General features: G+C 65.5%; 37 protein-coding genes and 2 tRNA genes. 12 read left to right on the forward strand and 27 right to left on the reverse strand.

Features of this window, described 5'->3' with window-relative positions; all coding sequences use genetic code 11:
• Positions 1–2 precede the first annotated feature (2 nt).
• The 24 genes from ACSC1R_RS00170 to ACSC1R_RS00285 are packed head-to-tail and all read right to left on the reverse strand — an operon-like array spanning position 3 to position 12,754.
• Entirely contained in the window at positions 3–494 is a 492-nt protein-coding gene (locus ACSC1R_RS00170) for an uL15m family ribosomal protein (RefSeq protein WP_439027054.1), read from the reverse strand.
• A gap of 2 nt (positions 495–496) precedes the next feature.
• The gene (rpmD, locus tag ACSC1R_RS00175; RefSeq protein WP_439027055.1) at positions 497–961 is read right to left on the reverse strand and encodes a 50S ribosomal protein L30; all 465 of its coding nucleotides are present in this window, start codon (positions 959–961) and stop codon (positions 497–499) included.
• Positions 958–1,605 carry a 30S ribosomal protein S5 gene (locus ACSC1R_RS00180; RefSeq protein ID WP_439027056.1) on the reverse strand — a complete coding sequence of 216 codons (648 nt, stop codon included), beginning with the start codon at positions 1,603–1,605 and terminating at the stop codon, positions 958–960. Before ACSC1R_RS00180 ends, rpmD begins: the two co-directional genes overlap by 4 nt.
• A 4-nt stretch (positions 1,606–1,609) precedes the next feature.
• Positions 1,610–2,161, reverse strand: coding sequence for a 50S ribosomal protein L18 (locus ACSC1R_RS00185; RefSeq protein WP_439027057.1), 552 nt, complete (start codon positions 2,159–2,161; stop codon positions 1,610–1,612).
• The gene (locus ACSC1R_RS00190) at positions 2,162–2,611 is read right to left on the reverse strand and encodes a 50S ribosomal protein L19e (protein ID WP_439027058.1); all 450 of its coding nucleotides are present in this window, start codon (positions 2,609–2,611) and stop codon (positions 2,162–2,164) included.
• A complete protein-coding gene (locus ACSC1R_RS00195; RefSeq protein WP_439027059.1) occupies positions 2,604–3,317 on the reverse strand; it encodes a 50S ribosomal protein L32e in 714 nt (237 codons plus the stop codon). The genes ACSC1R_RS00190 and ACSC1R_RS00195 overlap by 8 nt, the downstream gene beginning before the upstream one ends.
• 3 nt (positions 3,318–3,320) lie before the next feature.
• Positions 3,321–3,854, reverse strand: coding sequence for a 50S ribosomal protein L6 (locus ACSC1R_RS00200; protein ID WP_439027060.1), 534 nt, complete (start codon positions 3,852–3,854; stop codon positions 3,321–3,323).
• Positions 3,855–3,858: 4 nt separating this feature from the next.
• On the reverse strand, positions 3,859–4,251 hold the full coding sequence (locus ACSC1R_RS00205) for a 30S ribosomal protein S8 (protein WP_439027061.1): 393 nt from the start codon (positions 4,249–4,251) through the stop codon (positions 3,859–3,861).
• A gap of 2 nt (positions 4,252–4,253) precedes the next feature.
• Complete coding sequence (locus ACSC1R_RS00210) at positions 4,254–4,430, reverse strand: 30S ribosomal protein S14 (RefSeq protein WP_439027062.1); 177 nt, start codon at positions 4,428–4,430, stop codon at positions 4,254–4,256.
• The gene (locus tag ACSC1R_RS00215) at positions 4,423–4,947 is read right to left on the reverse strand and encodes a 50S ribosomal protein L5 (RefSeq protein ID WP_439027063.1); all 525 of its coding nucleotides are present in this window, start codon (positions 4,945–4,947) and stop codon (positions 4,423–4,425) included. Before ACSC1R_RS00215 ends, ACSC1R_RS00210 begins: the two co-directional genes overlap by 8 nt.
• A complete protein-coding gene (locus tag ACSC1R_RS00220) occupies positions 4,944–5,645 on the reverse strand; it encodes a 30S ribosomal protein S4e (RefSeq protein ID WP_439027064.1) in 702 nt (233 codons plus the stop codon). Before ACSC1R_RS00220 ends, ACSC1R_RS00215 begins: the two co-directional genes overlap by 4 nt.
• On the reverse strand, positions 5,642–5,998 hold the full coding sequence (gene rplX / locus ACSC1R_RS00225) for a 50S ribosomal protein L24 (protein ID WP_439027065.1): 357 nt from the start codon (positions 5,996–5,998) through the stop codon (positions 5,642–5,644). The genes ACSC1R_RS00220 and rplX overlap by 4 nt, the downstream gene beginning before the upstream one ends.
• On the reverse strand, positions 5,995–6,393 hold the full coding sequence (locus ACSC1R_RS00230) for a 50S ribosomal protein L14 (RefSeq protein WP_261652022.1): 399 nt from the start codon (positions 6,391–6,393) through the stop codon (positions 5,995–5,997). The genes rplX and ACSC1R_RS00230 overlap by 4 nt, the downstream gene beginning before the upstream one ends.
• Positions 6,393–6,746 (reverse strand): 30S ribosomal protein S17, encoded by a 354-nt coding sequence (locus ACSC1R_RS00235; RefSeq protein WP_261652023.1) that lies wholly within the window; start codon positions 6,744–6,746, stop codon positions 6,393–6,395. Before ACSC1R_RS00235 ends, ACSC1R_RS00230 begins: the two co-directional genes overlap by 1 nt.
• On the reverse strand, positions 6,737–7,102 hold the full coding sequence (locus ACSC1R_RS00240) for a ribonuclease P protein component 1 (RefSeq protein WP_303647620.1): 366 nt from the start codon (positions 7,100–7,102) through the stop codon (positions 6,737–6,739). Before ACSC1R_RS00240 ends, ACSC1R_RS00235 begins: the two co-directional genes overlap by 10 nt.
• 4 nt (positions 7,103–7,106) lie before the next feature.
• Positions 7,107–7,322 carry a 50S ribosomal protein L29 gene (gene rpmC / locus ACSC1R_RS00245; protein ID WP_439027066.1) on the reverse strand — a complete coding sequence of 72 codons (216 nt, stop codon included), beginning with the start codon at positions 7,320–7,322 and terminating at the stop codon, positions 7,107–7,109.
• A gap of 3 nt (positions 7,323–7,325) precedes the next feature.
• Entirely contained in the window at positions 7,326–8,240 is a 915-nt protein-coding gene (locus ACSC1R_RS00250) for a 30S ribosomal protein S3 (RefSeq protein WP_439027067.1), read from the reverse strand.
• Complete coding sequence (locus tag ACSC1R_RS00255; protein WP_439027068.1) at positions 8,240–8,701, reverse strand: 50S ribosomal protein L22; 462 nt, start codon at positions 8,699–8,701, stop codon at positions 8,240–8,242. The genes ACSC1R_RS00250 and ACSC1R_RS00255 overlap by 1 nt, the downstream gene beginning before the upstream one ends.
• 8 nt (positions 8,702–8,709) lie before the next feature.
• Positions 8,710–9,141, reverse strand: a complete 432-nt coding sequence (locus ACSC1R_RS00260; protein ID WP_439027069.1) for a 30S ribosomal protein S19 — start codon at positions 9,139–9,141, stop codon at positions 8,710–8,712.
• Complete coding sequence (locus tag ACSC1R_RS00265; RefSeq protein WP_439027070.1) at positions 9,138–9,860, reverse strand: 50S ribosomal protein L2; 723 nt, start codon at positions 9,858–9,860, stop codon at positions 9,138–9,140. Before ACSC1R_RS00265 ends, ACSC1R_RS00260 begins: the two co-directional genes overlap by 4 nt.
• Positions 9,861–9,862: 2 nt before the next feature.
• Positions 9,863–10,114 (reverse strand): 50S ribosomal protein L23, encoded by a 252-nt coding sequence (locus ACSC1R_RS00270; protein WP_439027071.1) that lies wholly within the window; start codon positions 10,112–10,114, stop codon positions 9,863–9,865.
• The gene (gene rpl4p, locus ACSC1R_RS00275; RefSeq protein WP_439027072.1) at positions 10,111–10,863 is read right to left on the reverse strand and encodes a 50S ribosomal protein L4; all 753 of its coding nucleotides are present in this window, start codon (positions 10,861–10,863) and stop codon (positions 10,111–10,113) included. Before rpl4p ends, ACSC1R_RS00270 begins: the two co-directional genes overlap by 4 nt.
• Before the next feature lie 3 nt (positions 10,864–10,866).
• Positions 10,867–11,892, reverse strand: coding sequence for a 50S ribosomal protein L3 (locus ACSC1R_RS00280; protein WP_439027073.1), 1,026 nt, complete (start codon positions 11,890–11,892; stop codon positions 10,867–10,869).
• Positions 11,893–11,896: 4 nt separating this feature from the next.
• Complete coding sequence (locus tag ACSC1R_RS00285; protein WP_439027074.1) at positions 11,897–12,754, reverse strand: putative RNA uridine N3 methyltransferase; 858 nt, start codon at positions 12,752–12,754, stop codon at positions 11,897–11,899.
• Between the two features lie 278 nt (positions 12,755–13,032).
• Between ACSC1R_RS00285 and ACSC1R_RS00290 the strand changes: the two genes are divergently transcribed.
• From ACSC1R_RS00290 to ACSC1R_RS00345, 12 genes are all read left to right on the forward strand, one after another.
• A tRNA-Gly gene (locus tag ACSC1R_RS00290) sits at positions 13,033–13,103 on the forward strand.
• Between the two features lie 236 nt (positions 13,104–13,339).
• Positions 13,340–13,639, forward strand: a complete 300-nt coding sequence (locus ACSC1R_RS00295) for a hypothetical protein (RefSeq protein WP_439027075.1) — start codon at positions 13,340–13,342, stop codon at positions 13,637–13,639.
• A gap of 70 nt (positions 13,640–13,709) precedes the next feature.
• Positions 13,710–13,994 (forward strand): hypothetical protein, encoded by a 285-nt coding sequence (locus tag ACSC1R_RS00300; RefSeq protein WP_439027076.1) that lies wholly within the window; start codon positions 13,710–13,712, stop codon positions 13,992–13,994.
• 73 nt (positions 13,995–14,067) lie between these two features.
• Positions 14,068–14,138, forward strand: a tRNA-Gly gene (locus ACSC1R_RS00305).
• Between the two features lie 286 nt (positions 14,139–14,424).
• On the forward strand, positions 14,425–15,066 hold the full coding sequence (locus ACSC1R_RS00310) for a hypothetical protein (RefSeq protein WP_439027077.1): 642 nt from the start codon (positions 14,425–14,427) through the stop codon (positions 15,064–15,066).
• A gap of 132 nt (positions 15,067–15,198) precedes the next feature.
• The gene (locus ACSC1R_RS00315; RefSeq protein ID WP_439027078.1) at positions 15,199–15,543 is read left to right on the forward strand and encodes a hypothetical protein; all 345 of its coding nucleotides are present in this window, start codon (positions 15,199–15,201) and stop codon (positions 15,541–15,543) included.
• Complete coding sequence (locus ACSC1R_RS00320; protein ID WP_439027079.1) at positions 15,468–15,920, forward strand: universal stress protein; 453 nt, start codon at positions 15,468–15,470, stop codon at positions 15,918–15,920. Before ACSC1R_RS00315 ends, ACSC1R_RS00320 begins: the two co-directional genes overlap by 76 nt.
• Entirely contained in the window at positions 15,917–16,234 is a 318-nt protein-coding gene (locus ACSC1R_RS00325) for an MTH1187 family thiamine-binding protein (RefSeq protein WP_439027080.1), read from the forward strand. Before ACSC1R_RS00320 ends, ACSC1R_RS00325 begins: the two co-directional genes overlap by 4 nt.
• A gap of 34 nt (positions 16,235–16,268) precedes the next feature.
• Positions 16,269–16,718 carry a hypothetical protein gene (locus tag ACSC1R_RS00330; protein ID WP_439027081.1) on the forward strand — a complete coding sequence of 150 codons (450 nt, stop codon included), beginning with the start codon at positions 16,269–16,271 and terminating at the stop codon, positions 16,716–16,718.
• 33 nt (positions 16,719–16,751) lie between these two features.
• The gene (gene mch / locus ACSC1R_RS00335; protein WP_439027082.1) at positions 16,752–17,684 is read left to right on the forward strand and encodes a methenyltetrahydromethanopterin cyclohydrolase; all 933 of its coding nucleotides are present in this window, start codon (positions 16,752–16,754) and stop codon (positions 17,682–17,684) included.
• A complete protein-coding gene (locus tag ACSC1R_RS00340) occupies positions 17,681–18,169 on the forward strand; it encodes a hypothetical protein (RefSeq protein ID WP_439027083.1) in 489 nt (162 codons plus the stop codon). The genes mch and ACSC1R_RS00340 overlap by 4 nt, the downstream gene beginning before the upstream one ends.
• Before the next feature lie 81 nt (positions 18,170–18,250).
• On the forward strand, positions 18,251–18,934 hold the full coding sequence (locus ACSC1R_RS00345; protein ID WP_439027084.1) for an HAD family hydrolase: 684 nt from the start codon (positions 18,251–18,253) through the stop codon (positions 18,932–18,934).
• A gap of 28 nt (positions 18,935–18,962) precedes the next feature.
• On the opposite strand, the gene ACSC1R_RS00350 is transcribed toward ACSC1R_RS00345, so the two are convergent.
• The 3 genes from ACSC1R_RS00350 to ACSC1R_RS00360 form a co-directional block, all read right to left on the reverse strand.
• Positions 18,963–19,880, reverse strand: a complete 918-nt coding sequence (locus tag ACSC1R_RS00350; RefSeq protein ID WP_439027085.1) for a M48 family metallopeptidase — start codon at positions 19,878–19,880, stop codon at positions 18,963–18,965.
• Positions 19,881–20,012: 132 nt separating this feature from the next.
• Positions 20,013–20,399 (reverse strand): hypothetical protein, encoded by a 387-nt coding sequence (locus ACSC1R_RS00355; RefSeq protein ID WP_439027086.1) that lies wholly within the window; start codon positions 20,397–20,399, stop codon positions 20,013–20,015.
• Complete coding sequence (locus tag ACSC1R_RS00360) at positions 20,396–21,388, reverse strand: NAD-dependent epimerase/dehydratase family protein (RefSeq protein ID WP_439027087.1); 993 nt, start codon at positions 21,386–21,388, stop codon at positions 20,396–20,398. Before ACSC1R_RS00360 ends, ACSC1R_RS00355 begins: the two co-directional genes overlap by 4 nt.
• Positions 21,389–21,431: the final 43 nt, after the last annotated feature.

Below are 21,431 nucleotides of genomic sequence, written 5' to 3' on the forward strand. Positions count from 1 at the left end.
GCTTATTCCTCGTCGGCGGTCTCGTCTTGAGTGTCTTCCGATTCTGCTTCCTCCGCGCGGTCGGTGAGCACGGCTTCGCCGCCAGCCTCTTCGATGAGGCCGCGAGCGCCTGCCGTGAACGCGTCCGCGTGGACTTCGAGTTCGTTGCGCACCTGACCGCTACCGAGGACCTTCACGACGTCTGCCTCGTGTCCGTCCTCGACGACGTCGCGGGCATCGACGACGTAGCCGTCGCCGTTCTCCTCCGCGGTGCCGTCTGCGACGTACAGGGCGATGTCCTCGTCCAGCTTCTGGACGTTGATCTCGAGGACCGTGTCCTGGACGTCCTGCGGGCGCTTGAACCCGTGCTTGCCGAGCGGTTCGTAGTTGTGGAACTCGTGTTTGTCACGGCCAGCTCGACCGCGGCCACCACGGTGACCGGCTCCACGTCGGTTCTTGTGTGTGCCGCCACCGTGTGTGCGCGAGCCGCGCTGGCGTCGTTTCTTGCTCGTCATGGTTATCGCATTGCCGTGAGGAGCTTGTCGATCTCCTCGGTCGTGTGCTTACCGAGCTCGCCACCCTCCTTGGTCGGGTGCTTGATACCGTCGTGCCCCTTCCGCGGCGGGTGCAGGCGCAGGACCGGCGAGAGACCCTGCTCGCGCAGCGTCGTCTCCTCGGCCAGCAGCGCCTCGGCGAGACTGGCGATGTCGTCGTAGTCGGTGTTCTCGGCGACCCACTCGTCGTCCACGTCGGCGTCACCCTCGACGGGCTCGGCGCGCTTGGCGAGGACGACTTCCAGCACGTCCTGGCTGGGTTCGCCCATCGCGACGTAGTCGTTGACCTTCGTGAGCATCCCACGGTAGGTGTCACGCTCGGGAACGAGCGTCGCGTGGTTCACGCGGTGGATGTTCAGCATCTTCAGCGTGTCGTGGATGTCGCCGGACATGTCGACCTCACCGCGGAGCTGGACGACCGCCTTCATTGCTCGGCCACCTCCTCGGCTTCGGACTGCGTGCGTGCACGGCGCGACTGCGACGCGTTCTCCAGGGCGTTGAACGTCGCCTTGGCGAAGTTGACGGTCGTGCGCGTGTTCCCGTAGCTCTTCGTCCACGCGTCCTCGATGCCGGCGAGTTCCAGCACCTTGCGGACGGTGTCGGAGGCCGCCAGACCCAGCCCGAGCGGGGCGGGGATGAGCTCGACCTCGACGGACCCGGCTTTACCCGAGGTCCGGTGGGTGAGCGAGTGCGGCTTCGTGGAACGGTCTTCCCACGAACCGGAGCCGCGGGGCACGTCGATGATGTTCAGCTTCGCGATACCGATCGCCTTCTGGATGGCAGCCCCGACCTGGTCGTCACGCCCCTCGGCGTACCCGACGTATCCGTCGCGGTTGCCGATGGCGACGACACAGCGGAACTTCACACGTCGGCCAGAGTCGGTCATGCGCTGGACCATGTTGATGTCCAGCACTTCGTCGTCCAGTCCAGGGAGGAGCTGGTCGACGACCTCGGGCTCCTTCAGCGGGAGACCGGAGTTGAGGGCGGCTTCCATGGAGTCGATCTCGCCCTCCTGCACCATCTTGCCGAGCCGTGTGACGGGTTCCCATCCGTCGTTGTAGTTTCGGCTCATATTGTTAGAGCTCCATCAGCGTCTCACGCACTTCGTCGAAGTGCGCGGGGAGGTCTGTTGCGTCGAAGTCGCCGCTGTACAGCGGTTCGTCGAGTTGCTCTGCGTACTCCGCGATGTGCTCGCCGCGGTTACGCGGCCAGTCAGCCAGCACGGCATCGTTGTGCGGAATCTCGAGGCCAGCGTCGATAGCGCCCTCCTGGACGGCGAACACCTTCGAACCGGGCGTCGCCGTGTTGAGGCCGATGTCGAGCACTGCTTCTTCGAGACCTGCGTCGATGGCGCGCTTGCCCGCGAGGAGCCCAGTCAGGTACGCCGCCGGAAGGTTCCCCGTGGGAGCCTCCCAGCCGTACTCGGCCAGGTCCTGCGAGTGCGCACTCGCGTGTGTGTTGTCACCGTCGGGGCCGGGGGAGACCAGCTGCGCCATCATGTGCTTGTTGCTCTTGCGTGCAACGAGCCGGGGTTTCCCGGATTTCAGCAGACGCAACCTCTGATGGTAATCAGTCCGGACCTCGCGGCGACGCCGCATCGGAACCTTGTATCGTGGTCCTGTCGCCATTTATTCGTCACCGTAGTTGTTGTCGATGTAGTTCAGCAGGTACTGGACGCTGCGGAACTCCCCGCCACGGGCCTTGTTGTAGAGTTCACGGTACTGCGTACGCGTGATCTCCCCGTTGCCGCGGAGTTCGTTGAGCTTCTTTCGCTGCGCGCGAATCCGCTTTTGCCACTCCTTCTTCGAGTTGGCGCGACCGCCTTTCTTGCCCTTGCGCTTGCCCGGGCCCTTCTGGTGGCCGTAGGCGCGCTTGGCTTTGCGCTCGCGGGAGCGACCCTTGGAGTTGCCTTTCTTCTCCTTCGCTCGAATCGAGCCCTCGTCGACGAGCTCACGGATGTCCTCACGAGTGATCGCTTCCGCGATGTCACCCTGCGAGTCAGGGTCGAACCAGACGCGGTTCTTCCCACAGTCGAGGACGTCCGCCGCCAGTCGCTTCTGGGCAGCCAGATCAGTCATCCTGTTCCACCTCGACTTCCACGTAGGTCGGGTTCAGCACCCGGATGTCGTTCTCCTCTGCCTGTTCCTCGATACGCTCGCGCTTGCGAGCGCCGACGGTCGAGGCGATGCGCACTGCCTGGGTGTCGCCGTCGACACCCTCGAGGTCGTCCGTGTTGTGCACACGAACCTCGTCGAAGCCCGAGGGGTGCTTGCCGCGAACCTCGGTCGGCGTGCGGTAGCCAGCCTCGACCTTCGGGCCCTTGCCCTTGATGCCACGGCGCTGCTTGGACAGGCCGCCGCGGGGTTTGCGCCACGAGGTCGGGGTGCGCTTTTTCTTGTGGTAGTCCTGACGGTTGAACTGCGGCTTCCCGTCCTTGCGACGCTTCTGGAGCAGCTGCTCCGTCCGCTCGTCGAGTTCGGGGGTCTTCTCGACCAGCCCGCGGGGCTGCAGTTCGGTTTCGACGTCCTCGGCCGCCTCGGCCTCGGCTTCGTCTTCTTCCTCGCCTTCGATCTCTGCTTCGGTCTCCTCGGTCACTTCGAGGTCGCCGACGTCGGCCTTGATACGCGCGGCGAGCGCGTTCCCGATGCCATCGACCTCTGCGAGGTCGGACTGGGAGGCCTTCTTGACGTCTTCGACGGTCTCGAAGCCGGCGTCGCGAAGGGCTTCGGCCTTCGTCTCGCCGACACCGCTGATGTCTTCGAGTTCCTGGGGTTCGTCTGCCATACGTTAGGCACCTCCCTTACGAGGCTTCTGCGTGATGTACACGCCGTCCTGGAAGACACGTGTGTCCTTGCCGCTGACGCGTGTCAGCTGCTCGATGTCGGCGGCGGTCTGCCCGACGTCCTCCTTGCTGGGGCCGCTGAGGGTCAGTGCTTCGCCGTCGACCTGGACCTGCGTGTCGCCGTGAATGTTCGTTCGTCGCGGTGCGCGCTCACCGAGGAAGTTCTCGATGACGACCTCGCTGCCCTCGACGTTCACCTGCATCGGGAAGTGAGAGTAGTAGACTTCCATCTCGTACTCCCATCCCTCGGTGACGCCGTGGAACATGTTCTCGACGTGGCTCTCGAAGGTTCCGACGGTCGAACGCGTCTTCGCGTTCTCGACGTCGGACTCGATGACCACCTGGTCGTCCTCGACGCTCACGGTGATGTCGGGGTACCAGAGGCGTCGTGTGACCGACCCCTCGGGACCGTCGACGGTGATGTCGAGATGGTCCACCTCGGCGCTTACTTCGTCCGGAATGTCCAGTTCTACTCGCATTGTTCTAGTAGACGTATGCGATCACCTGGCCGCCAACGCCCTGCTCGCGTGCTTCGTAGTGGCTCATGACGCCCTGACTGGTCGTCACGATGAGCGCACCGTAGTCACGCGCGGGGAGGTACCGCTTCTCCCACTTCTCGTACTCGTCTGCCGCGACGGAGTAACGAGGCTTGACGGGGCCGCATTCGTTGATCGCGCCTTTCAGTTCGACCTCGAACTGACCGGACTTGCCGTCGTCGACGAACTCGAAGCCGTCGATGTACCCGTGGTCGTAGAAGACCTCGAGCACGGAGCCGATCTGGTTCGAAGCGGGCTTTACTGTGTGTGTGAGATGCCCAACGCTCTCGGCGTTGTTCACGCCGGAGAGCGCGTTGCTGAATGGGTCGTTCGCTGTCATGATTATCGGTACTTTTTGAAGCCCATCTCACGGGCGATCTCCCGGAAGCACTGTCGACACAGCCAGATGTCGTACTTGCCAACGAGGCCCTGTTTGCGGCCACAGCGCTGGCATTCCTCGAGCTGGCCGGTACGTTTCGCAGCCTGCTCCCCGGTCTCTTGTTCTTCGCTTTCACTCATCCTGTGTCACCTCGACGTCGAATTCGGCCTCGAGGAACGCGATGGCGTCCTCGGGGGTGAGACGGTGGCCCGCCGGAATCTGGCGAGAGCGCTTGTCACGCTTCTTCACGCGGTAGCCCGGACGGACGAGGTTGACCGTCACGTCCAGCCCGAAGATACCGATGTTCGGGTCGTACTCCTGGGACGGGAACTCGGTGTGCTCTTCGACACCGAAGCTGAAGTTCCCGGTCTTGTCGAACTGCTTCGCGCTGATCTCGGCGAGCGGCAGCGACGTCTCGAGGAACTCGTGAGCGTCCGCACCGCGAAGGGTGACCTTCGCGCCGATGGGGTCGCCCTGACGGATGCCGAAGTCCGGGAGCGTCTCTTTCGCCTGCGTGCGAACGGACTCCTGCCCGGTAACCTCTTCGAGGATGCCCTCGGCGTTCTGGAGTGCGCGCCCACCTTCGCCGACGCCCATGTGGACGACGACCTTCTCGACGGTCGGCTTGCGCATCTCGTGGAACTCGGCCTCGCTCATTCGTCATCACCCGTGAAGTTCTCGTCGATGACGACGACGTAGTCCTCGATGGTCTCGAAGGAGCCGTCGTCCTGGTCGACGACGACGGTGTTGTTGCCGGAGCCCATCGTCACCTGAATCTCGGAGATCGTGCCGACCTCGCCCGCGTGACTGCCCTTGACGGCGGTCACGAGCGCGCCTTCCTCGTACGGGAAGTGGGCGACGATCTCGTTGGTCTCGTTGTCGATGACGAGGGAGTCCTTCGTGCTGTACTCGCTGGCCTCGGCGAGCTGCAGGTTCTGACCGTCGTGGAGCGAGACCTGAGTCTCGCCACCGGTGACCTGCTGCTTGTCGACGATCTTGCCGAGCTTGGAGTCTGCCGCGTCTGCCTCGATGGGCGAGAGGGCCAGACGGCCACCCTCGTCCGGGAAGACGCGGTAGTACTCGTCACGCTCGGTGAACGCGACGATGTCGAACATGCCGATGGGGCGCTGTTCGTCGGAGACCGCCTTGCCGTTGACCAGGATGGTTCCCTGGTTGAGGGCGTAGCGGGCTTCCTTCTTCGAGTCGACGTAACCGAGCACGTCGCGGAGCAGGATGACCAGCGGGACACCCTCCTCGCCGTGCGGGCCGGCGTCGGCCTTCACGGTGAACGTGTTGGTCTTGCGCTCGACGGGCCAGGACTTCGGAACGGAGAGTCGCTTCTGGTGCTTCGTCATTCTGCATCACCTTCCAGACGCGCCACCCGACGCTCGTCTTCGAGGTCGAGCTCCGTGATACGGACGTTCGAGGGCTCCAGACGGCGGGGAACCTCCTCGCCGTCGGCCTTCTCGAGCGTCACGCCCTCGACCGAGATGGTCGAAGACTTGAGGTCGACGTCGAGGACCTCGCCTTCTTCGCCGGCGAAGTCGCCGCGCATGACCTCGACCGTGTCGCCCTCGTTGACGCGGGCGCGACGGCGGCCGTACTCCTCACGGAGGTCGTCGGACAGCGTCGAACGGACCTGCTTTTGCTTCTTGTGCAGGGGTGCGCGTGCTGCCTGGTTGCGCTGTTTGCGTGGTTGTCGTGTCATACTATCATCGTAGCCGTGGATGCGATGCTTCCGAATCGCTCTGCCACTTCACGCGCGATGGGGCCCTTGATCTCCGAGCCCTGCGGTTCCTCGTTCTCGTTGATGAGGACGGCCGCGTTGTCTTCGAACTTGACGCGCGTCCCGTCGGGACGACGGATCGGCTTGCGCTGCCGGATGATGACGGCTTCCTTGACCTGGCGACGCTCTTCGGGCGTCCCCTTGGTCACGGAGACGGTCACCTTGTCACCGATACCCCCCTTGGGGTGTCGGTTCTTGGTTCCGTGGTAGCCAGCGATGGAGATGATCTTCACCTCACGCGCGCCGGTGTTGTCGGAACACGTCAGCAGCGAGCCCTTCTCGAGGCCCTGAGTCACGTCGGCTTTCAGTGCCTCCATCACTCGTCACCTCCTCGGGGCTGGTACGTGTCGTCGTGAGCGAGCTGCTCGACGACGACGTGGGCTTTCGTCTTCGAAAGTGGTCGTGTCTCTGCGATGCGAACCGTATCGCCAACCGTGAGGTCCATGCACGTCGGTGCATGGGCCGGGACCCGCGAACGCCGCTTCATGTAGCGGTCGTACTTGGGAACCCGGACGTCGTACTCACGTTCGACGATGACGGTTTTGTCCATGTCTGTGGAGGCTACCGTTCCTTCGAGTGTCTGGCCGCGCACGGCGAGTTCGCCGTGGAACGGGCAGTCGTCGTCGGAACAGGTACCCTCCGGTTCGGGTACGTTCAGTCCTATCGCCATTTCGAATCACCTGTGGTTTCGGTGCGAAGGGCGGGTCGTGAGAGCAGTCTGACTCCATCCACCGTAACGTAGGCGACGTCGTCGCCGGTAGGGATGCCCGGTTTCGACGTCGTCCCCGACCCCTTCTCGGGGTCGGCGGTTTCATCTGTGAGTCGGAACTCGAATACCGTGCCTTGCTTCGGCACCTGGCGCACCCGAGACTCACCATCGACACGGTCCTCCACGTGGAGGGTCTGCATCGTCTCGATGACGATGCGTCCCGCTATCCCGACGAGGTCGGGGTTCGCGGCGTCGACGACCTCTACGTAGAGGCCGTTGAGTTCGTGTCGTGGGAGCGTCTCGGGTGTCAATGCCATGTAGTTATTCCTCGTCCTCGAAGTCGCCTTCTTCCTGCTGGATCGTCTTGATCCGCGCGATGGTCTTGCGGAGCTCGCCGATGCGGCCCGGGTTCTCCGGGGCACCACCGGCAGCCTGCACGGCCTTCGCGTTCAGGAGTTCGGTCTGCAGCTCTTCGAGTTCTTCTTCGCGCTCACTCGGGGTGAGCTCGCGGACTTCGTCGGGGTGGAGAATCGCCATTGATTACTCCTCCTCCTCTTCGTCGTCCATCTCCTCGACCATCGCGGCCGCCTCTTCTTCGACGGCCTCGTCGAGTTCTTCCAGTTCCTCTTCGATGTCCTCGTCGCCTTCCGGGACTTCGACCTCGTCGAACTCCTCGGTCGTCTCCTCGTCGAGGACCTCTTCGACGACTTCCTCGTCGGCGGGTTCGGCGGCCTCGGACGGCTCGGCTTCCTGGGCCTCCTCCTGGATCTCCTCGAGCTCCTCCTCGGAGGGCTCTTCGAGGAGTTCCTCGACGGCCTCGTTGGCCTCGACGGCCTCGGGGGCGACCTCGTTGACGTCTTCGCCCTCGTAGATCTCGAAGTCGTCCGGAAGCTCGGCCTCCGGCGGGATGATCTTCACCGTGACACCGATGGTACCGAGCTTCATGACGGCGACACCCTGGCCTTCGTCGACGATCTCCTCTGCGGGCTCGCCGTTGTGCTTGATGTAGCCGTCGTTGAACTTCTCGACGCGCGAGCGGGCACCGGTGACCTTCCCGGACAGGACGATCTCGGCACCGAGGGCGCCGGAGTCCATGATCCGTTCGAGCGTCGTGTGGCCTGCCTTACGGAAGTACCAGCCGCGCTCGAGCGCGTTCGCGAGGCGGTCCGCGACGATACGTGCGTTGAGGTCGGGTTCTTCGACCTCCTGCACGTCGATCTGGGGGTCCTCGAGGTCGAACTTCTCCTCGAGCATCGTCGTGACCTTCCGGATGTTCTCACCGCCCTTGCCGATGACCATACCGGGCTTTTCGGCCTTGAGCACGATCTGTGTGCCCATGGGCGTCTTGGCGACTTCCATGCCACCGTAGCCAGCTCGACCGAGCTCTTCTGCGAAGAACTCGTCGATCTGGGACCGCTGCATACCGTCTCGGATGAACTGGTGTTCGTCTGCCATTAGTTCTCGACCTCCTCGACGACGATTTCGACGTCGACCTGGGGCGTGTTCCACGCTGTCGCGCGGCCCATCGCGCGGGGCTTGCGCCCCGGCGATTCACCGACCTTGTGGGCGGCGCAGTGGACGATCTCCATCGTCTCGCCATCGAAGCCCTGGTGGTCGGCGTTGGCGGCGACGTTCTCCAGCAGGTCGAGGAACGCCTTGCTGGCCTTCTCGGGGTAGCGGCCGGCGTCCCAGCCGTCGATGTCGCCCTTGTGGCCGACGCCGCTGTTGTGCTGCTTGAACGGAACGGACCGCTCGCCCTTGATGACCGCGTCGAGGTACTCCTGTGCCTCGCCGACGGTCTTGCCCTTGATCTCTCGGGCGATGGCCTTGCTGTGCTTGTTGCTCATGTGACGCTCCCGGAGCATGGCCTTGGCCGTCTTCTCCGGATCCGCGTCGACGCTGTAGTTGATTCCCATGGTATCGATCACTTCAGGGGCACGAACTTCGAGGAGCGCGTCGCACCGATACCCGCCTGTCCGTGCGTGACGGACGAGCGTGTGAGCTGGAACTCGCCAAGGTAGTGGCCGATCATCTCGGGCTTGACCTTGACGCGCTCGAACTCCTGACCGTTGTAGACGGCGAAGGTCAGGTCCACGAACTCCGGCAGCACCGGCATGTCGCGCAGGTGCGTGCGGATCGGGTTGTTGGCGCTCTCCTGTTCGTCGTAGTCGCGGGCCTTCTCGAGAAGCTTCTGCTTCTCGACGGAGAGACCGCGCGTGATGCTTCGCCGCATGCGTGCGGGGAGCTCTTCTGCGACTTCTTCGAGGTCCATCGCCTGCAGCTCGTCGAGCGTGTAGCCGTGGTAGGTGAACTCCTCGTCCTCGTCACGGCCAGTTCTGTAGTCGGGTTGACTCATTTGTTACCACCTCGGCCAGTACGCCGAGACGCGATGTCACCGACCTTCCGGCCCGGCGGTGCGTCGCGCGAGACGGACTTCGGTCGGCCCGGGTGCTGGCGGCCACCGCCACCGAACGGGTGGTCGACGGCGTTCATCGCCACGCCACGCACGTTCGGCCACTTGGTGCCGCGAGCCTTCATCTTGTGATACTTGTTCCCTGCCTTCACGAACGGCTTCTCGGTTCGGCCACCACCCGCGACCACACCGACCGTGGCGCGGCACTGCGGGTCGAGGCGCTTCATCTCGCCGCTGGGCAGCTGGACGACCGCAGCCTTGCGGTCGTGGGTGATGAGGTCGGCGCTCGTCCCGGAAGCCCGGGCGAACTTGCCGCCGTCTCCGGGCTGGCGCTCGATGTTGCACACCGGGACACCTTCCGGAATCTCGGCGAGCGGGAGCGTGTTCCCCGGCTTGATTTCGGCGGAGACGCCGACCTGAATCTCGTCGCCCACGGTGATACCCTCGGGCGCGAGCACGAGGCGCTGGTCGCCGTCCTCGAACTCGACGGCCACGACCGGTGCGGACCGGGCGGGGTCGTGTTCGATGTCGACGACGGTCCCGTTGACGACGTCCGATTCCTCAGGCGTCTTGTGCGAGAGCTCAGCCTTGTAGCGGTGCGAGGGGGCACGGAACGTCGGCCCACCACGACCACGTCGCTGGCCCTGGATTCTTCGTCCCATTCTTAGAACACCCCGATGCGAGAGGCGACTTCCTGTGCGTCGTCCTCCTCGGAGAGGCGGACGATCGCCTTCTTCTTGCCTTTCATCGTGACCTGCGTGTTGACGCTGGCGACGGTGACCTCGAACTGCTCCTCGACAGCCTCGCGGATGTCGGGCTTGGCAGCGTCGAGGTCGACGACGAACTGGAGCTTGTTCTCGAAGTCCATGTCGTTCATCGCCTTCTCCGTCACGAGCGGGTACTGGATGACGCTCATCGGTCGGCCACCTCCGCGATGGCGGACTCGGTGAAGACGGTCAGTCGACCGCCGTCTGCGCCGGGTGCGAGGTCTTCGACGTTCACGTTGGCTGCCGTCGCCACGTCGGCGCCGGCGAGGTTCCGTGCGGCCTTCGACGGGCCGGCCTCGCTGGAGGTCACGAACAGGATGGACTTGGGCTGCTTGTACTTGCGACCACGGGTCGTCCCGCGGCCAGCACGCACCGTCTTGCCCTCGTCTGCACGCTCGATGTCGGCGTCAGCGCCGACGGCCTCGAGGAAGCTGACGACCTCCTTGGTCTTCAGCAGGTCCTCGAAGTCGTCGCTGACGACGAGCGGCAGATTGAGATCTTCGTCGAACGCGTGACCGCGCTCGGCGACGCGCTCGGCGTCGACGGTCGCGGCGAGTGCGCTCCGGAACGCGAGTTTGCGCTCTTTCTTGTTGATCTGCTCGCCCTGGTCTTTCTCTTCTTTCGGCGGGTGTGCCCTGCGACCACCGACGGTCTGGGGGACACGGACACCCTGGCCGTTCGAGCGCGGCACGTGTGCCATGCCGCGGCCCGAACCCATCGATTCACCGGACGTACGCATGCCGGCGTAGTCGTCGGCACCGTACGGCTGTTTTCGGTTGGCCTGGGCGGCGCGGACCGCACGCGTGATGAGGTCCGGACGGAAGGCCGTCTCGAAGACCTCGGGGAGGTCGAGCGTGTCGGCCTCGGAGCCGTCCAGGTCGTAGATTGTTGCCTGCATGGTTTATCCCTGGTTCGATGCTGTGGAAACGAAGCGCACCTCGGGGTCGAGGCGCGGCTGGTCGTTCGGTCGGATGGCCGGGCGGAAGCGCAGGAGGCGCTTGTCCGGACCGGGCAGCGAGCCCTTGACGAGGGTGAACGGGCCGCCGACTTCGCCGTAGTTGACGAAGCCGCCGTCGACGTTCACGTCGTCGACATCCTCACCGTCGCCGATGCGGATGACGCGCTTGTTGAGCTCCGTGCGCTGGTGGTACCCCATCTGACCCTGCTGCGGAACGGTCGAGCGAACGCGGCTCGGGTTCCACGGGCCGAGGTTACCGATGCGACGCCGCCATCCCTGGCGGGCGTGCTTGCCCTTGCGCTTCTGGACGCCCCAGCGCTTGACCGGGCCCTGGGTGCCCTTCCCCTTCGTGACGCCGGAGACGTCGGTGTACTCGCCGGCGCGGAAGGTGTCTTTCATCTCGTGCACGCCGCCGTCCTCGATGAGTTCGAGGCCGTAGTCGACGCGGTCCGCGAGGGAGCCACCGCCGATGCGGGTCTCCATCACGTCGGGCTTCTTCTTCGGCACCGACGGGACGTCGCTGGGGACGGTGTGCGTGATGGCACGAACGTCAGCGACCTTGCCAGCCTCGACGGCGTCGCGGAGTTCCTCCGCGTCGGCCTCGGGGCTTGGGTCCTCGGGCAGGTCCAGAACGCGGTCGAGTTCCTCGTGGAACTCACCGGTCCAGACCTCGGTGAGGGGCTTCTTCCCGTACGGTGTGTCTTCGTACGCTCGCAGGGCCACCGCCCGCATGGGCGGGGTCTCCACGATGGTGACGGGGACGGTCTCCTCCATCCCTTCGCGGGGGGAGTCGGACTCGTCGTTGATCATCACCACGTGGGTCATGCCGGCTTTGTAGCCAGCGAAACCCTGCAGCGTCGGCTGTCCGTCGTCGTCCGGCCACGAGTTGAAGCGCGGGACCTCGGAGGTCGCACGCTTGCGCGGGCCGAACCCGAGCGAGCCTTTGCGTGGTCTGCTAGGTTGTGGCATTGTATCACTCGTTGAGTGTCAGGCAGGCGAGCGTCGCGAACAGAGCTTCCTCCGTTCTCACGACCTCGCTGCCCTGGTGCGGAATCGAGTTCAGCCAAAGGTCGAACCCTCCGGCGTTGGGTTCGGTGGCGTCCTCGTGTCGAGCGGCCTGTACGTCGGCCACGTCGATTCCGAGTATTTCAGGCAGCCCTCGCCCCGGCGACCCGAACACGACGGTCATGCCGTCGCGCTGGGTTTCCTGGGTCAGGCTCGCGAGTCGCCCCACGGTGAGTTCCTCACCGTGGCGCGAGGTTGCGATGCATAGCCCGGCGTCTTCACGCCCGAGCGCTGCCGTGAGGTCCGTGCGTTCGACGACGAGCCCTTCGATGGGTTCGTCGACGAGTCGCGCACGGACCGGACGTCGCGAAGATACCCTGACGGTTACGCGTTCTCCCTCGTCCGGCACTCCCATATCGGGTGGTGCGACGAGCGAGATCGGGTGTTGCAGTCCGCAATTGACCCGGACGCGCCTGTCAGGTCCGACCTCGGTCACGATTCCCTGTCTTAACGACCCCGAACCGTTCGATTCGGAGCCGGTCTGTGGTGAGGCGCGGAGCGGCGGCAAGATACCCGCGTACTCCAGTTCGCTTCGATGCCCCCACGCCTCCTTTCGGAGGTAGGGGGGCGTCGTCGCGTATTCGAGTACGGTGCTGACGAACCCGCCACCCCATCTGGTCTCGCCGTCTTCGTCGGGGAAGACGACCAGCCTGTCTGCCCGGAACACCGTCGCCGCACGGGCGACGTAGCCGATCTTACGAGTTGCCTCGCGTTTGTCTTCGGCTTCCCGGACGAGGGATGACGGCACGAGCACGCTGATGGTCATGCCGTGACGCTTCGACGCCTCGCCACTAGACTGTGCCGAATTTATTCTGGCCCATCGTAAAAGGGTGCCGGATTCAATTTCGGGGTGTGACGGCTACTCACGCCCGAATGAGGGTGTTTAGCGTTCACATGATTGAGTGGTCATGCTCGCGTACGTGCGGGAATCAAGATATATTGTGGCGGAACGTACCGCAGTCTGGTGGTTTCTCTCTCACACAGACCGTCCGATTCAGAAGCCTTATATCACATCCAGCAGTTACGTTTGAATGCAGACGAAGCGCACTGATAGTGTAGTGGTATCACGTGACCTTGCCATGGTCACAACCTGGGTTCAAATCCCAGTCAGTGCATTTCTGTCGAACCAACTCCGTGAGCGGTCGCCTTGCGACTGCGAACACGACGTTCTGAGACTGAATCACGATAGCGGAATTTGAACCCGCGAGCAGCAGCAGCGCGAAGCGAGGTCGTGCGAGTGAGGTTCACACGCCATGTCGGTGCGGGTCTGGTTCGGACTACAGTCTGGGCACCGACTCCTCGTTTCGCTTCGGTAACCGGTATCAACGATTCTCCCGTCTCTCAGGGTATCATGCGCACGCTGTTCGCAGGGGGATGGAGGCCGTTCGTCAGGGACCTGTTGATAATCTTCGCCGTACTGGTCCTCATCAGTGTCACGTTCGCGGGGTACAACACGGTCACGTTCTTCGCGGTGGTCGCTGCGAGAGTCACGCGTGACCTGTTCTTGACCGACCTCGGGGACGGGGTCGGCATGTACCTCCTCGTCGGGGGGTTCCTGTTCGTGGAGGCACTCATCGCCGCGACCGGTATCGCCCTGGTGAAACGCCGGCTGCGTCGGTTGTTCCAGTCGCCGCCCTCGTCGGCCGGGTGAGGGTGAACAGGCGAATCGAGTGGTCGGCGTCCTTTTTCTGTGCCTCGAGTCGTCCGCGGCACGTCCTGACGTGACATCAGACGTCCGGGAAGAACGGGACCGCGAGGTGGTCCCGGTCGAGCGTCTCGGCGTACTGGAGAACGTGTTCACGGTCGAAGGAGACCCCGGCCGCGAGGTCGTGTTCGTCTTCGCGGCCGGGTTCGCCGACGAGGGCGTGTGCGACCAGGAGACACTGGAGGGCTTCGAAGACGACGGTGCCGGTGTGTTCACCGCGAACGGGGAGCCAGTGTCGCGCTTTTCCGGGGCTGGGGCCACGCTCTACCCCGAGGGACTCCTCGACCTCGTCCGGCAGTGACCACCCCGCCGTCGCCGACTCATATCGTAGGGTATTAGAGCGACCAGCGCATCGGTCCAAGTGTAGCAGACGCGCACTGATAGTGTAGTGGTATCACGTGACCTTGCCATGGTCACAACCTGGGTTCAAATCCCAGTCAGTGCATTTCTGTCGAACCAACTCCGTGAGCAGTCGCCTTGCGACTGCGAACACGACGTTCTGAGACTGAATCACGATAGCGGGATTTGAACCCGCGAGCGGTGCGCGGTTCCGGGCAGCGCGAGAACCGCGACGCGAACGGTGGAACCGTCACTCCCAGTTCTTGTTACCATTCGTGACTCTCTCTAAAGTAGACCTATAGGCCCAGTAACACCCTTCTGCAAGAGTTTCCGGATTTTCACATTCACTCCGGGGTGGGGCTTTTTATCGAACCCCGCGAGTCTGAAAGACTGTGAAACTGCTCCAACGACTCACCGGACTCTTCGGAAGTAAAGACGGGGGTCAGTCGCCGGACGCTGCGACCGAACAGACGGCGACACCGACCTCGCCTGCGGAGGCGGCTGCCGGTACGGCCGAGGCCGGCCCGACACCAGACGACGATTCGACCACCGACGCAGTAACAGCTACGTCTCCCAGTGCCGAAACCGCCCGCGAGGTCGCGACACCGGTTTCGGAGTCCACGGACGAGGAGACGACTGCTGACGCCGACCCCGAACCGGAGCCAGAACCCGAACCGCGGGACAGGACCGAGGTGTTTCGCGAGCAAGCAGCCCAGTGTGTTGAGAACTGGCCCGACCGCGAGCTAGATTACTCGCCGGCATCGCTGTCGCGACTGGACGAACTGGCGTCCGACCTGGCCGCGGATGGCGTGCGGGACAGGCAACTCGTGCTGTCGCTGGGCAGTTACTTCGGGGAGACGCTCCTTCGTGAGACCGAAGGCGAGTGGCAGAAACCGGCGAGTGGAGCGTGGGCGGTCGTCCTGGCGGGCGAAGAGACCGACGTCACGCTGAACGTCTTCCAGATCGCGGACACCGCTCTCGCGGGGACGGGTGGGTTCGCGGCGACGTACCGGTCGGTCGAACACCGACTTTGAGTTCTGCCACACCTGCCCCGTATCTATCTCCTTTCGCGTTCTACCAGTTCCCGCATAGACCGGTCTCCATCGTTCACCGTCTGGTCGTTCGTCCGCGAGTCCGTGCTCGTCCGCTAGCTGGTGATACCGCTGGTGGTCCCCGGCGCGGCCGTGTTCGTCATCGGACTGACCGTCTCGCGTCTCTCGGGACCGCAAGTCGCCGAGGTGTCGCTGTACTTCGTGCTACTCTCGGGCGGTGTGCTGGCGTTCGGGCTGCTGGCCGAGTACCTCATGAAGCGGTTGCTCGCCACGGACCAGGAGCGCGAGTACTACTGGCTGGCGACCGTCGGTGACCCAGCCCCCGCGTGCCACTGTGTCGCTCGGGCAACCTTTTTTTCACCACCTCTCGAACATCGGTGGATATGGAACGCGCACTCGCCGTCATCCGCAACGATTCAGACCAGACCCGGTCCCTCATCCGCGAAGCGGGGGAGCTAGCCGCCGGTGTCGGGGCAGACCTCTATCTGCTCCACGTGCTTCCGGAGGAGGAGTACGAGGATATCATGTCCTCGCGACTGGAGAGCGGCGGGAAGAGCTTCCCGCTGGACGAAGCCGAGATGGAGGCCGAACACTTCGCGACACAGGTCGGCCACAGGTCGCTCGAGGGAATCGATGTCGAGTACGAGGTCCTCGGGACGGTCGGTCGCGAGGAACACGCCATCCTCGAGGTCGCAGAAGAGCGCGAGTGCGACCACCTGTTCATCTCGGGCCGACGTCGCTCCCCCAGTGGGAAGGCGCTGTTCGGTGACCTCACCCAGCGTATCCTGCTGAACTTCGACGGGCGGGTGACCGTCCAACTCCACGAGGAGGAATGACCGTCGTCGCGTTCCTCTCGGTCGCGCCCGTCGTCGAGGGGAGCATGGCCGGCGAGGTCGCGAAGGCGGTCGCCGCCCTCGACGACTTCGACGTGACCTACGAGACGACCCCGATGGGGACGACCATCGAGGCAGAAGACGTGGGGACGGTGTTCGCCGCCGCACAGGCCGCCCACGAGGCGGTCGACGGCGACCGCGTCTCGACGTTCCTGAAGATAGACGACAAACGGACGAAGACGACCACGGCGGACGACAAGGTCGCCGCAGTCGAGGCACACCTCGGCCGGGCGGCCAGGAGCGACCCGGACGAGTGAACAGATTTTTGACCTGTCGGGTCGGGGAAGACGTATGCGAAGACGGTCCCTGCTCGCAGCCCTCCCCGGTACCGGTCTCGTCCTCCTCGCCGGCTGTTCCGGCAGTGCATCGAGTGACGACCCCGGTGTGAGACGGTGTTCGAGCGACGACGTGACGCATGGTGCGGGCGACTTACTCAACGGTGGTGTCCAGGTCGCCGACGTCGACGGCAACGCGGCGGTCCTCGTCCCCATCCCGAGCGACCGCGTCGAGGACGTCTCCCGCCTCGTGGTCGAGTGGGGCGGTGAACGCGCGACGGTCCCGGTCGAACCGAAGCCCGACACGACGACAGCCGGGGCGAGTCGCTTCCCCGTCGACGGGCCGGTCTACCACCAGCGCCTCGGCGACCCCGGCTGGACCGGCAGTCTGACCGTGACTGCGTACGGGACCGACGACGCGGTCCTCGACTCGTTCGGGTTCAGCTGGGAGTGCGAGCAGAACTGAAACCCTTTACCCGGAGCCGAACAACCCCCGTCCATGGAGAGTCTCAACCGGATGGCCATCGAGCTCGTCGACGAGGCCATCGACTTCGCGGAGGTACTCGATATCGGGGCGTACGAACTGGAGAACGAGGCGACGGTCCTCGACTTCGGCGTGGATTTCCGCGGCGGCGTCGAGGCTGGCGTCCTCCTCTCCGAGATTCAGACGGGCGGCCTCGCGACCGTCCAGACCCGGATGGGCGAGGTCGCGGGCGCACCGATGCGCCACGTCGAAGTGACGACCGACCACCCTGAACTCGCCCTGCTGTGCTCGCAGAAGGCGGGCTGGGAGGTCAGCGTCGAGGACTTCGAGGGGCTGGGCAGCGGCCCGGCCCGCGCCCTCGTCGGCACCGAGGACGTGTTCCAGCGCGTGGGCTATCACGACGCCTTCGACCTGACCGTCCTGACCATCGAGGCCGACGCGTTACCGGGTGAGGCCGTCGCCGAGCACGTCGCAGATCTGACCGAGACCAACCCCGCGAGCGTCTTCCTCGCCGGCTTTCGCACCGCCAGCCTCGCCGGCAGCATCAGCATCGGTGCCCGGGCCGCCGAACTGGCCGCGTTCCGGCTCACGGAACTCGGGTACGACCCGCTCGACCTCGTCTCGGTGTCCGGAACCGCCCCGGTCGCGCCGGTCGCCGCCTCGGAGGAGGAGGCCATGGCGCGGACCAACGACGCGCTGGCCTACGGTGGGCAGGTCACCCTCACCGTCGAGGAGGACTTCGAGCGCTTCGACGAGGTCGTCTCGACCGCCAACGAGGAGTACGGCACGCCCTTCGCGGACATCTTCGAGGCGATAGACTGGGACTTCCACGAACTCGACGAGAGCGTGTTCGCGCCGGCTCAGATAACGGTGGACGTCCTGGGCGGCCCGACCCACGTCTTCGGCGAGACGGACGAGGAACTGCTCGCCGAATCGTTCGAACTGTGAAGTTCAAACACGTCCCGGCCGCGCCCGAGTCGCTCGACTTCGTCGAGACCGCCCAGCGCGCGGTTCCCCTGGTCCCGGGCAGTGAGGACGACTGCTGTGCCCGGATGCTCCAGCGGACCGACCTCGTCGCCCGCGACGAGGCCGCGACGTGGCTGACGTTCCTCCGCGGACTCGGACTGGCGAGAGAGGGCGAGAGCGGCTTCACCCGGATCCGCAAGGAACCGACCCGCGAGTACCTCCGCGAGGCGTTCCTGGAGGGCGTCTTCGGCGCGAGCGACGTACTGGAGATCCTCGAGGAGGCGGACGGACCCCTCTCGGCCGACGCCGTGTTCGACCGCTACCGCGAGAACGTCCCGCAGTGGGAGCGCCACAAGAATCCCGGCACGTGGGAGAACGTGTGGACCGAGAAGATCGAACACGAACTCGACTGGCTGGTACTGCTGGACCTCGCAGTGCGGACCGACGACGGCTACCGAACCGATTGAACGGTGACCGCGCCAGCCGACTGAACGGCGACCCGGTCCACGCCACCTGTTTTATCTCCCTGGCAGTCCCACTCTCACCCGATGTCCGCCCCCGTCGACACCGTCCTGTTCGACCTCGACGACACCCTCTGTTCGTACCGCCGGTCGGTCCCCCAACTGCTCGCCGTCTCCTTCGAGGTCGTCGGCGTCGGCCCGTTCTTCGAGGCGACCGACTACTACGCGCGCTACGACGAGTTCGTGTCTGAGGCCACGGGGATGCGCGAACTCCGCGAGATGTGCTTCGCCAGCCTCGCCGAGGAGTCGGGACTGGACCCCGACCTCGGAGCCGAACTCGCCGCGGTTTACGACGAAGAACGCGACCAGTCGAACGTGGAACCGCTCCCCGGCGCAGGCGAGGCAGTCGAGTCCCTGGCAGGGGACCACCGACTCGCCGTCGTCACGAACGGCGCACCGGAGATGCAGTCCCAGAAACTCGACGCGCTCCCCTTCGCCGACGCCTTCGAGCACGTCGTCTACGCCGGCTACGACGTGCCCGCGAAGCCCGAACCCGACGCCTTCCACCGCGTGCTCGACCTGCTCGGGAGCCAGTCCGAGACGACGGTCCACGTCGGGAACTCGCTTCGCTCGGACGTGGCCGGGGCACAGGCTGCCGGCGTGCGGGCGGCGTGGTTAGCTGGGTCAGCGAGTCGGGAGTCGGAACCGGGCTCGCCGACCCCGGAGTACGTGCTCGAGTCGCTCCACGAGTTGACCGACCCGCCCTGGTAACGGGCTACCGGCGGGTCCGCCTGCGTCGTCACTGTATCTCGATGCGGTGCCACGTCGACTCCCCCAGCTCGACCAGTCGCTCGATTCGCTCTTGCATCGGCGGGTGCGTCGCCAGCAGTCGCGTGAGCACGTTCTCCTCGGTCCCGTGGATGTACAGCGACGAGAGCAGTCCACCCGGCGGTTCCGATGCCCGTTCGATTCGGGCGAGCCCCCGGGCGAGCGCCATCGGCTTCTCAGTCACCGCGACGGCCCGGTCGTCCGCGGCGAACTCGCGGCGGCGCGAGTGTGCCCGGAGCGCCAGGGTCAGCACCAGCATCAGGACGACCACGGCCGAGGCGACCTGCGCGTGAGTTCGCTGGAGGTGCTGGCTGAACGGGCGCGGTCGTTCCCCACGGAGCCAGCGCAACGCCCGCCGGAACCCGGCGACGAACAGCCCGACCGGGAGCAACAGGAAGAACACGAGGCCGCTGAGCGTCTGGGCGACGCTGAACCCGAGCGTCTGAATCAGGCTGTCGCGGCTCTCCAGGTGGGCGAGTTCGTGGGCGACGATGGTCTCCAGTTCGTCCATCGAGAGGATGCGAAAGAGGCTCGCGTCGAGCACGACCACGCCCCGCCGGCGACCCCCCAGCGCGAGGGCGTTCGGGGCGGGCATCCGGGCGACCAGCAACTGCGGGCGCTCGATTCCCATCCGCTCGCTCAGCCGGTCGACCCGGGCGTGGAGTTGTGGCGCTCGCTCGCGCGGCAGGTCGACAGCCTCCAGCGACGAGAGGATTCTCGCGGTGCCGCCGCGGTAGCTCGCGTAGCCGAAGACGAGCGACGAGCCGAGCAACGCGGCGGCGAACAGGACCGGGTCGGGGCGAGCGGACCAGAGCGAGGCCGCGATTTCGACCAGAAGCGTCCCGACCAGTAGATAGAGCGCGACGAGAACCAGCCCGGTAACCGCCATGTAGAGACGAACACCTGGCGAACGACGATCCATTCGTACGTGTCGGTAGGACACCAGCAAAAAAACACTTACCGGACGCCGAAGGTGCCGGTAGCCCCGTCCATTCCTCGGTCCAGCCGTCGGTCGATTCGTTCACTGGCTGACCCGTCCGCCGACGGCGACCACCACCGCCCCGAGGAGGTCGACCACCGCCGCGACGGCCGCCGTCAGTTCGAATTCGGACGCCCCGTGGCCGTGGACCGACGCCACGTTGTCGGCCCCGGGGACGAGATAGTGGAAACTACCACCGACCGCGAGCGACCCGACCAGCCCGACGACGAGGAGACCGCGGGCGAGGGCACCCCGGCCCATGCGGACGCTGACGAGTGACAGGAGCGGCAACCCGAAGACGAACACGCCGACGAGGGTGTTCTGGACGGTCGTCAGCGGGACGGCCGCGAACTCGTGTGCGATGCCGTGGGTCGCGCTGACGAGCAGGTGAACGACGGCGACACTGGCAAGCAGGCGTGGGGTGGTCACGCGACACCCCACTGGAACGCCTCGTCGTCGCCGTCCGGTTCCGACTCGCACAGCCAGTTCTCTACGACTCGGTCGAGTCCCTCCCGGTAAGTTGGCAAGGTGGGTTCCCAGTCGAAGGCGGCCCGGAAGCGGTCGTTGCTGGTCGGCATCGACCGCGTGAAGAACCTGACGGCGTCCTCGCCCGCGAGGGGTGTGGCGAGCCAGCCCGGAATCCGCCGGGGTGCCGGCGCGTCGATGCGGTCCGCCAGCGCCCGGAGGAACGCCGCCACGGTCACGGGTTCGTCGTCTACGACGTGCCACAGCCCGGTGGCGTCCCCCTCGGCGGCCGCGACGAAGGCCCGGGCAGCGTCGTCGGTGTGCAGGGGCGAGAGTCTTGCGTCGCCACGGCCGAGGAGGCCGGTCCCGAGAATCGGCATGTCACCACCACGGAGCTTCTCGGCGAGCAGCCGGGTGTGTCCACTGTCCGCACCGTAGAACCAGCCACAGCGGAGGATTCCCACGTCGAGGTCGTGCGCCTCGTCGGCCTCGCGGACGAGTCGTTCGCCGTCGAGTGCCGACTGTGTCGTCCGGTCGGGATGTGGCTCGCTCGTCTCGTCGAACGCGGAGCCGTCGGGCTGGCGCGCGACCCAGACGACGCTCTGCTGGAGGTACCGCGTCGCATCGGCGGCGAGCGCGGCCGCGAGCAGGTTCTCGGTCCCCGCTCGTCTGAGCCGGTTCGTCGGTTCCCAGTCCTCGGCGGTCGTCTTCGACCCGACCGGAATGGCAGTAGCCGCGTGGACGACCACGTCCGGGTTCGCGTCGGTCACTGCCGCGTACGTCGAGTCGGCGTCGAGGAGGTCTCCGCGGGCTGGCGTTCCGCCCGCCTGCCGGACCACGGCTGCCCCCTCGTCGTCCCGGGTCAGCCCCGTGACGGTGTGTCCGCGGTCGGTGAGTCGGTCGACGAGTCGCCGTCCCAGGACGCCGGTCGCGCCGGCGACGAATACGTGCATGGCTGGTGAGACGGCCCGGACGGCCGTAGCCGTGGTGCGGCAG

The sequence above is a fragment of the Haloarchaeobius ordinarius genome (assembly GCF_051801355.1).
Classification (GTDB): Archaea; Halobacteriota; Halobacteria; order Halobacteriales; family Natrialbaceae; genus Haloarchaeobius.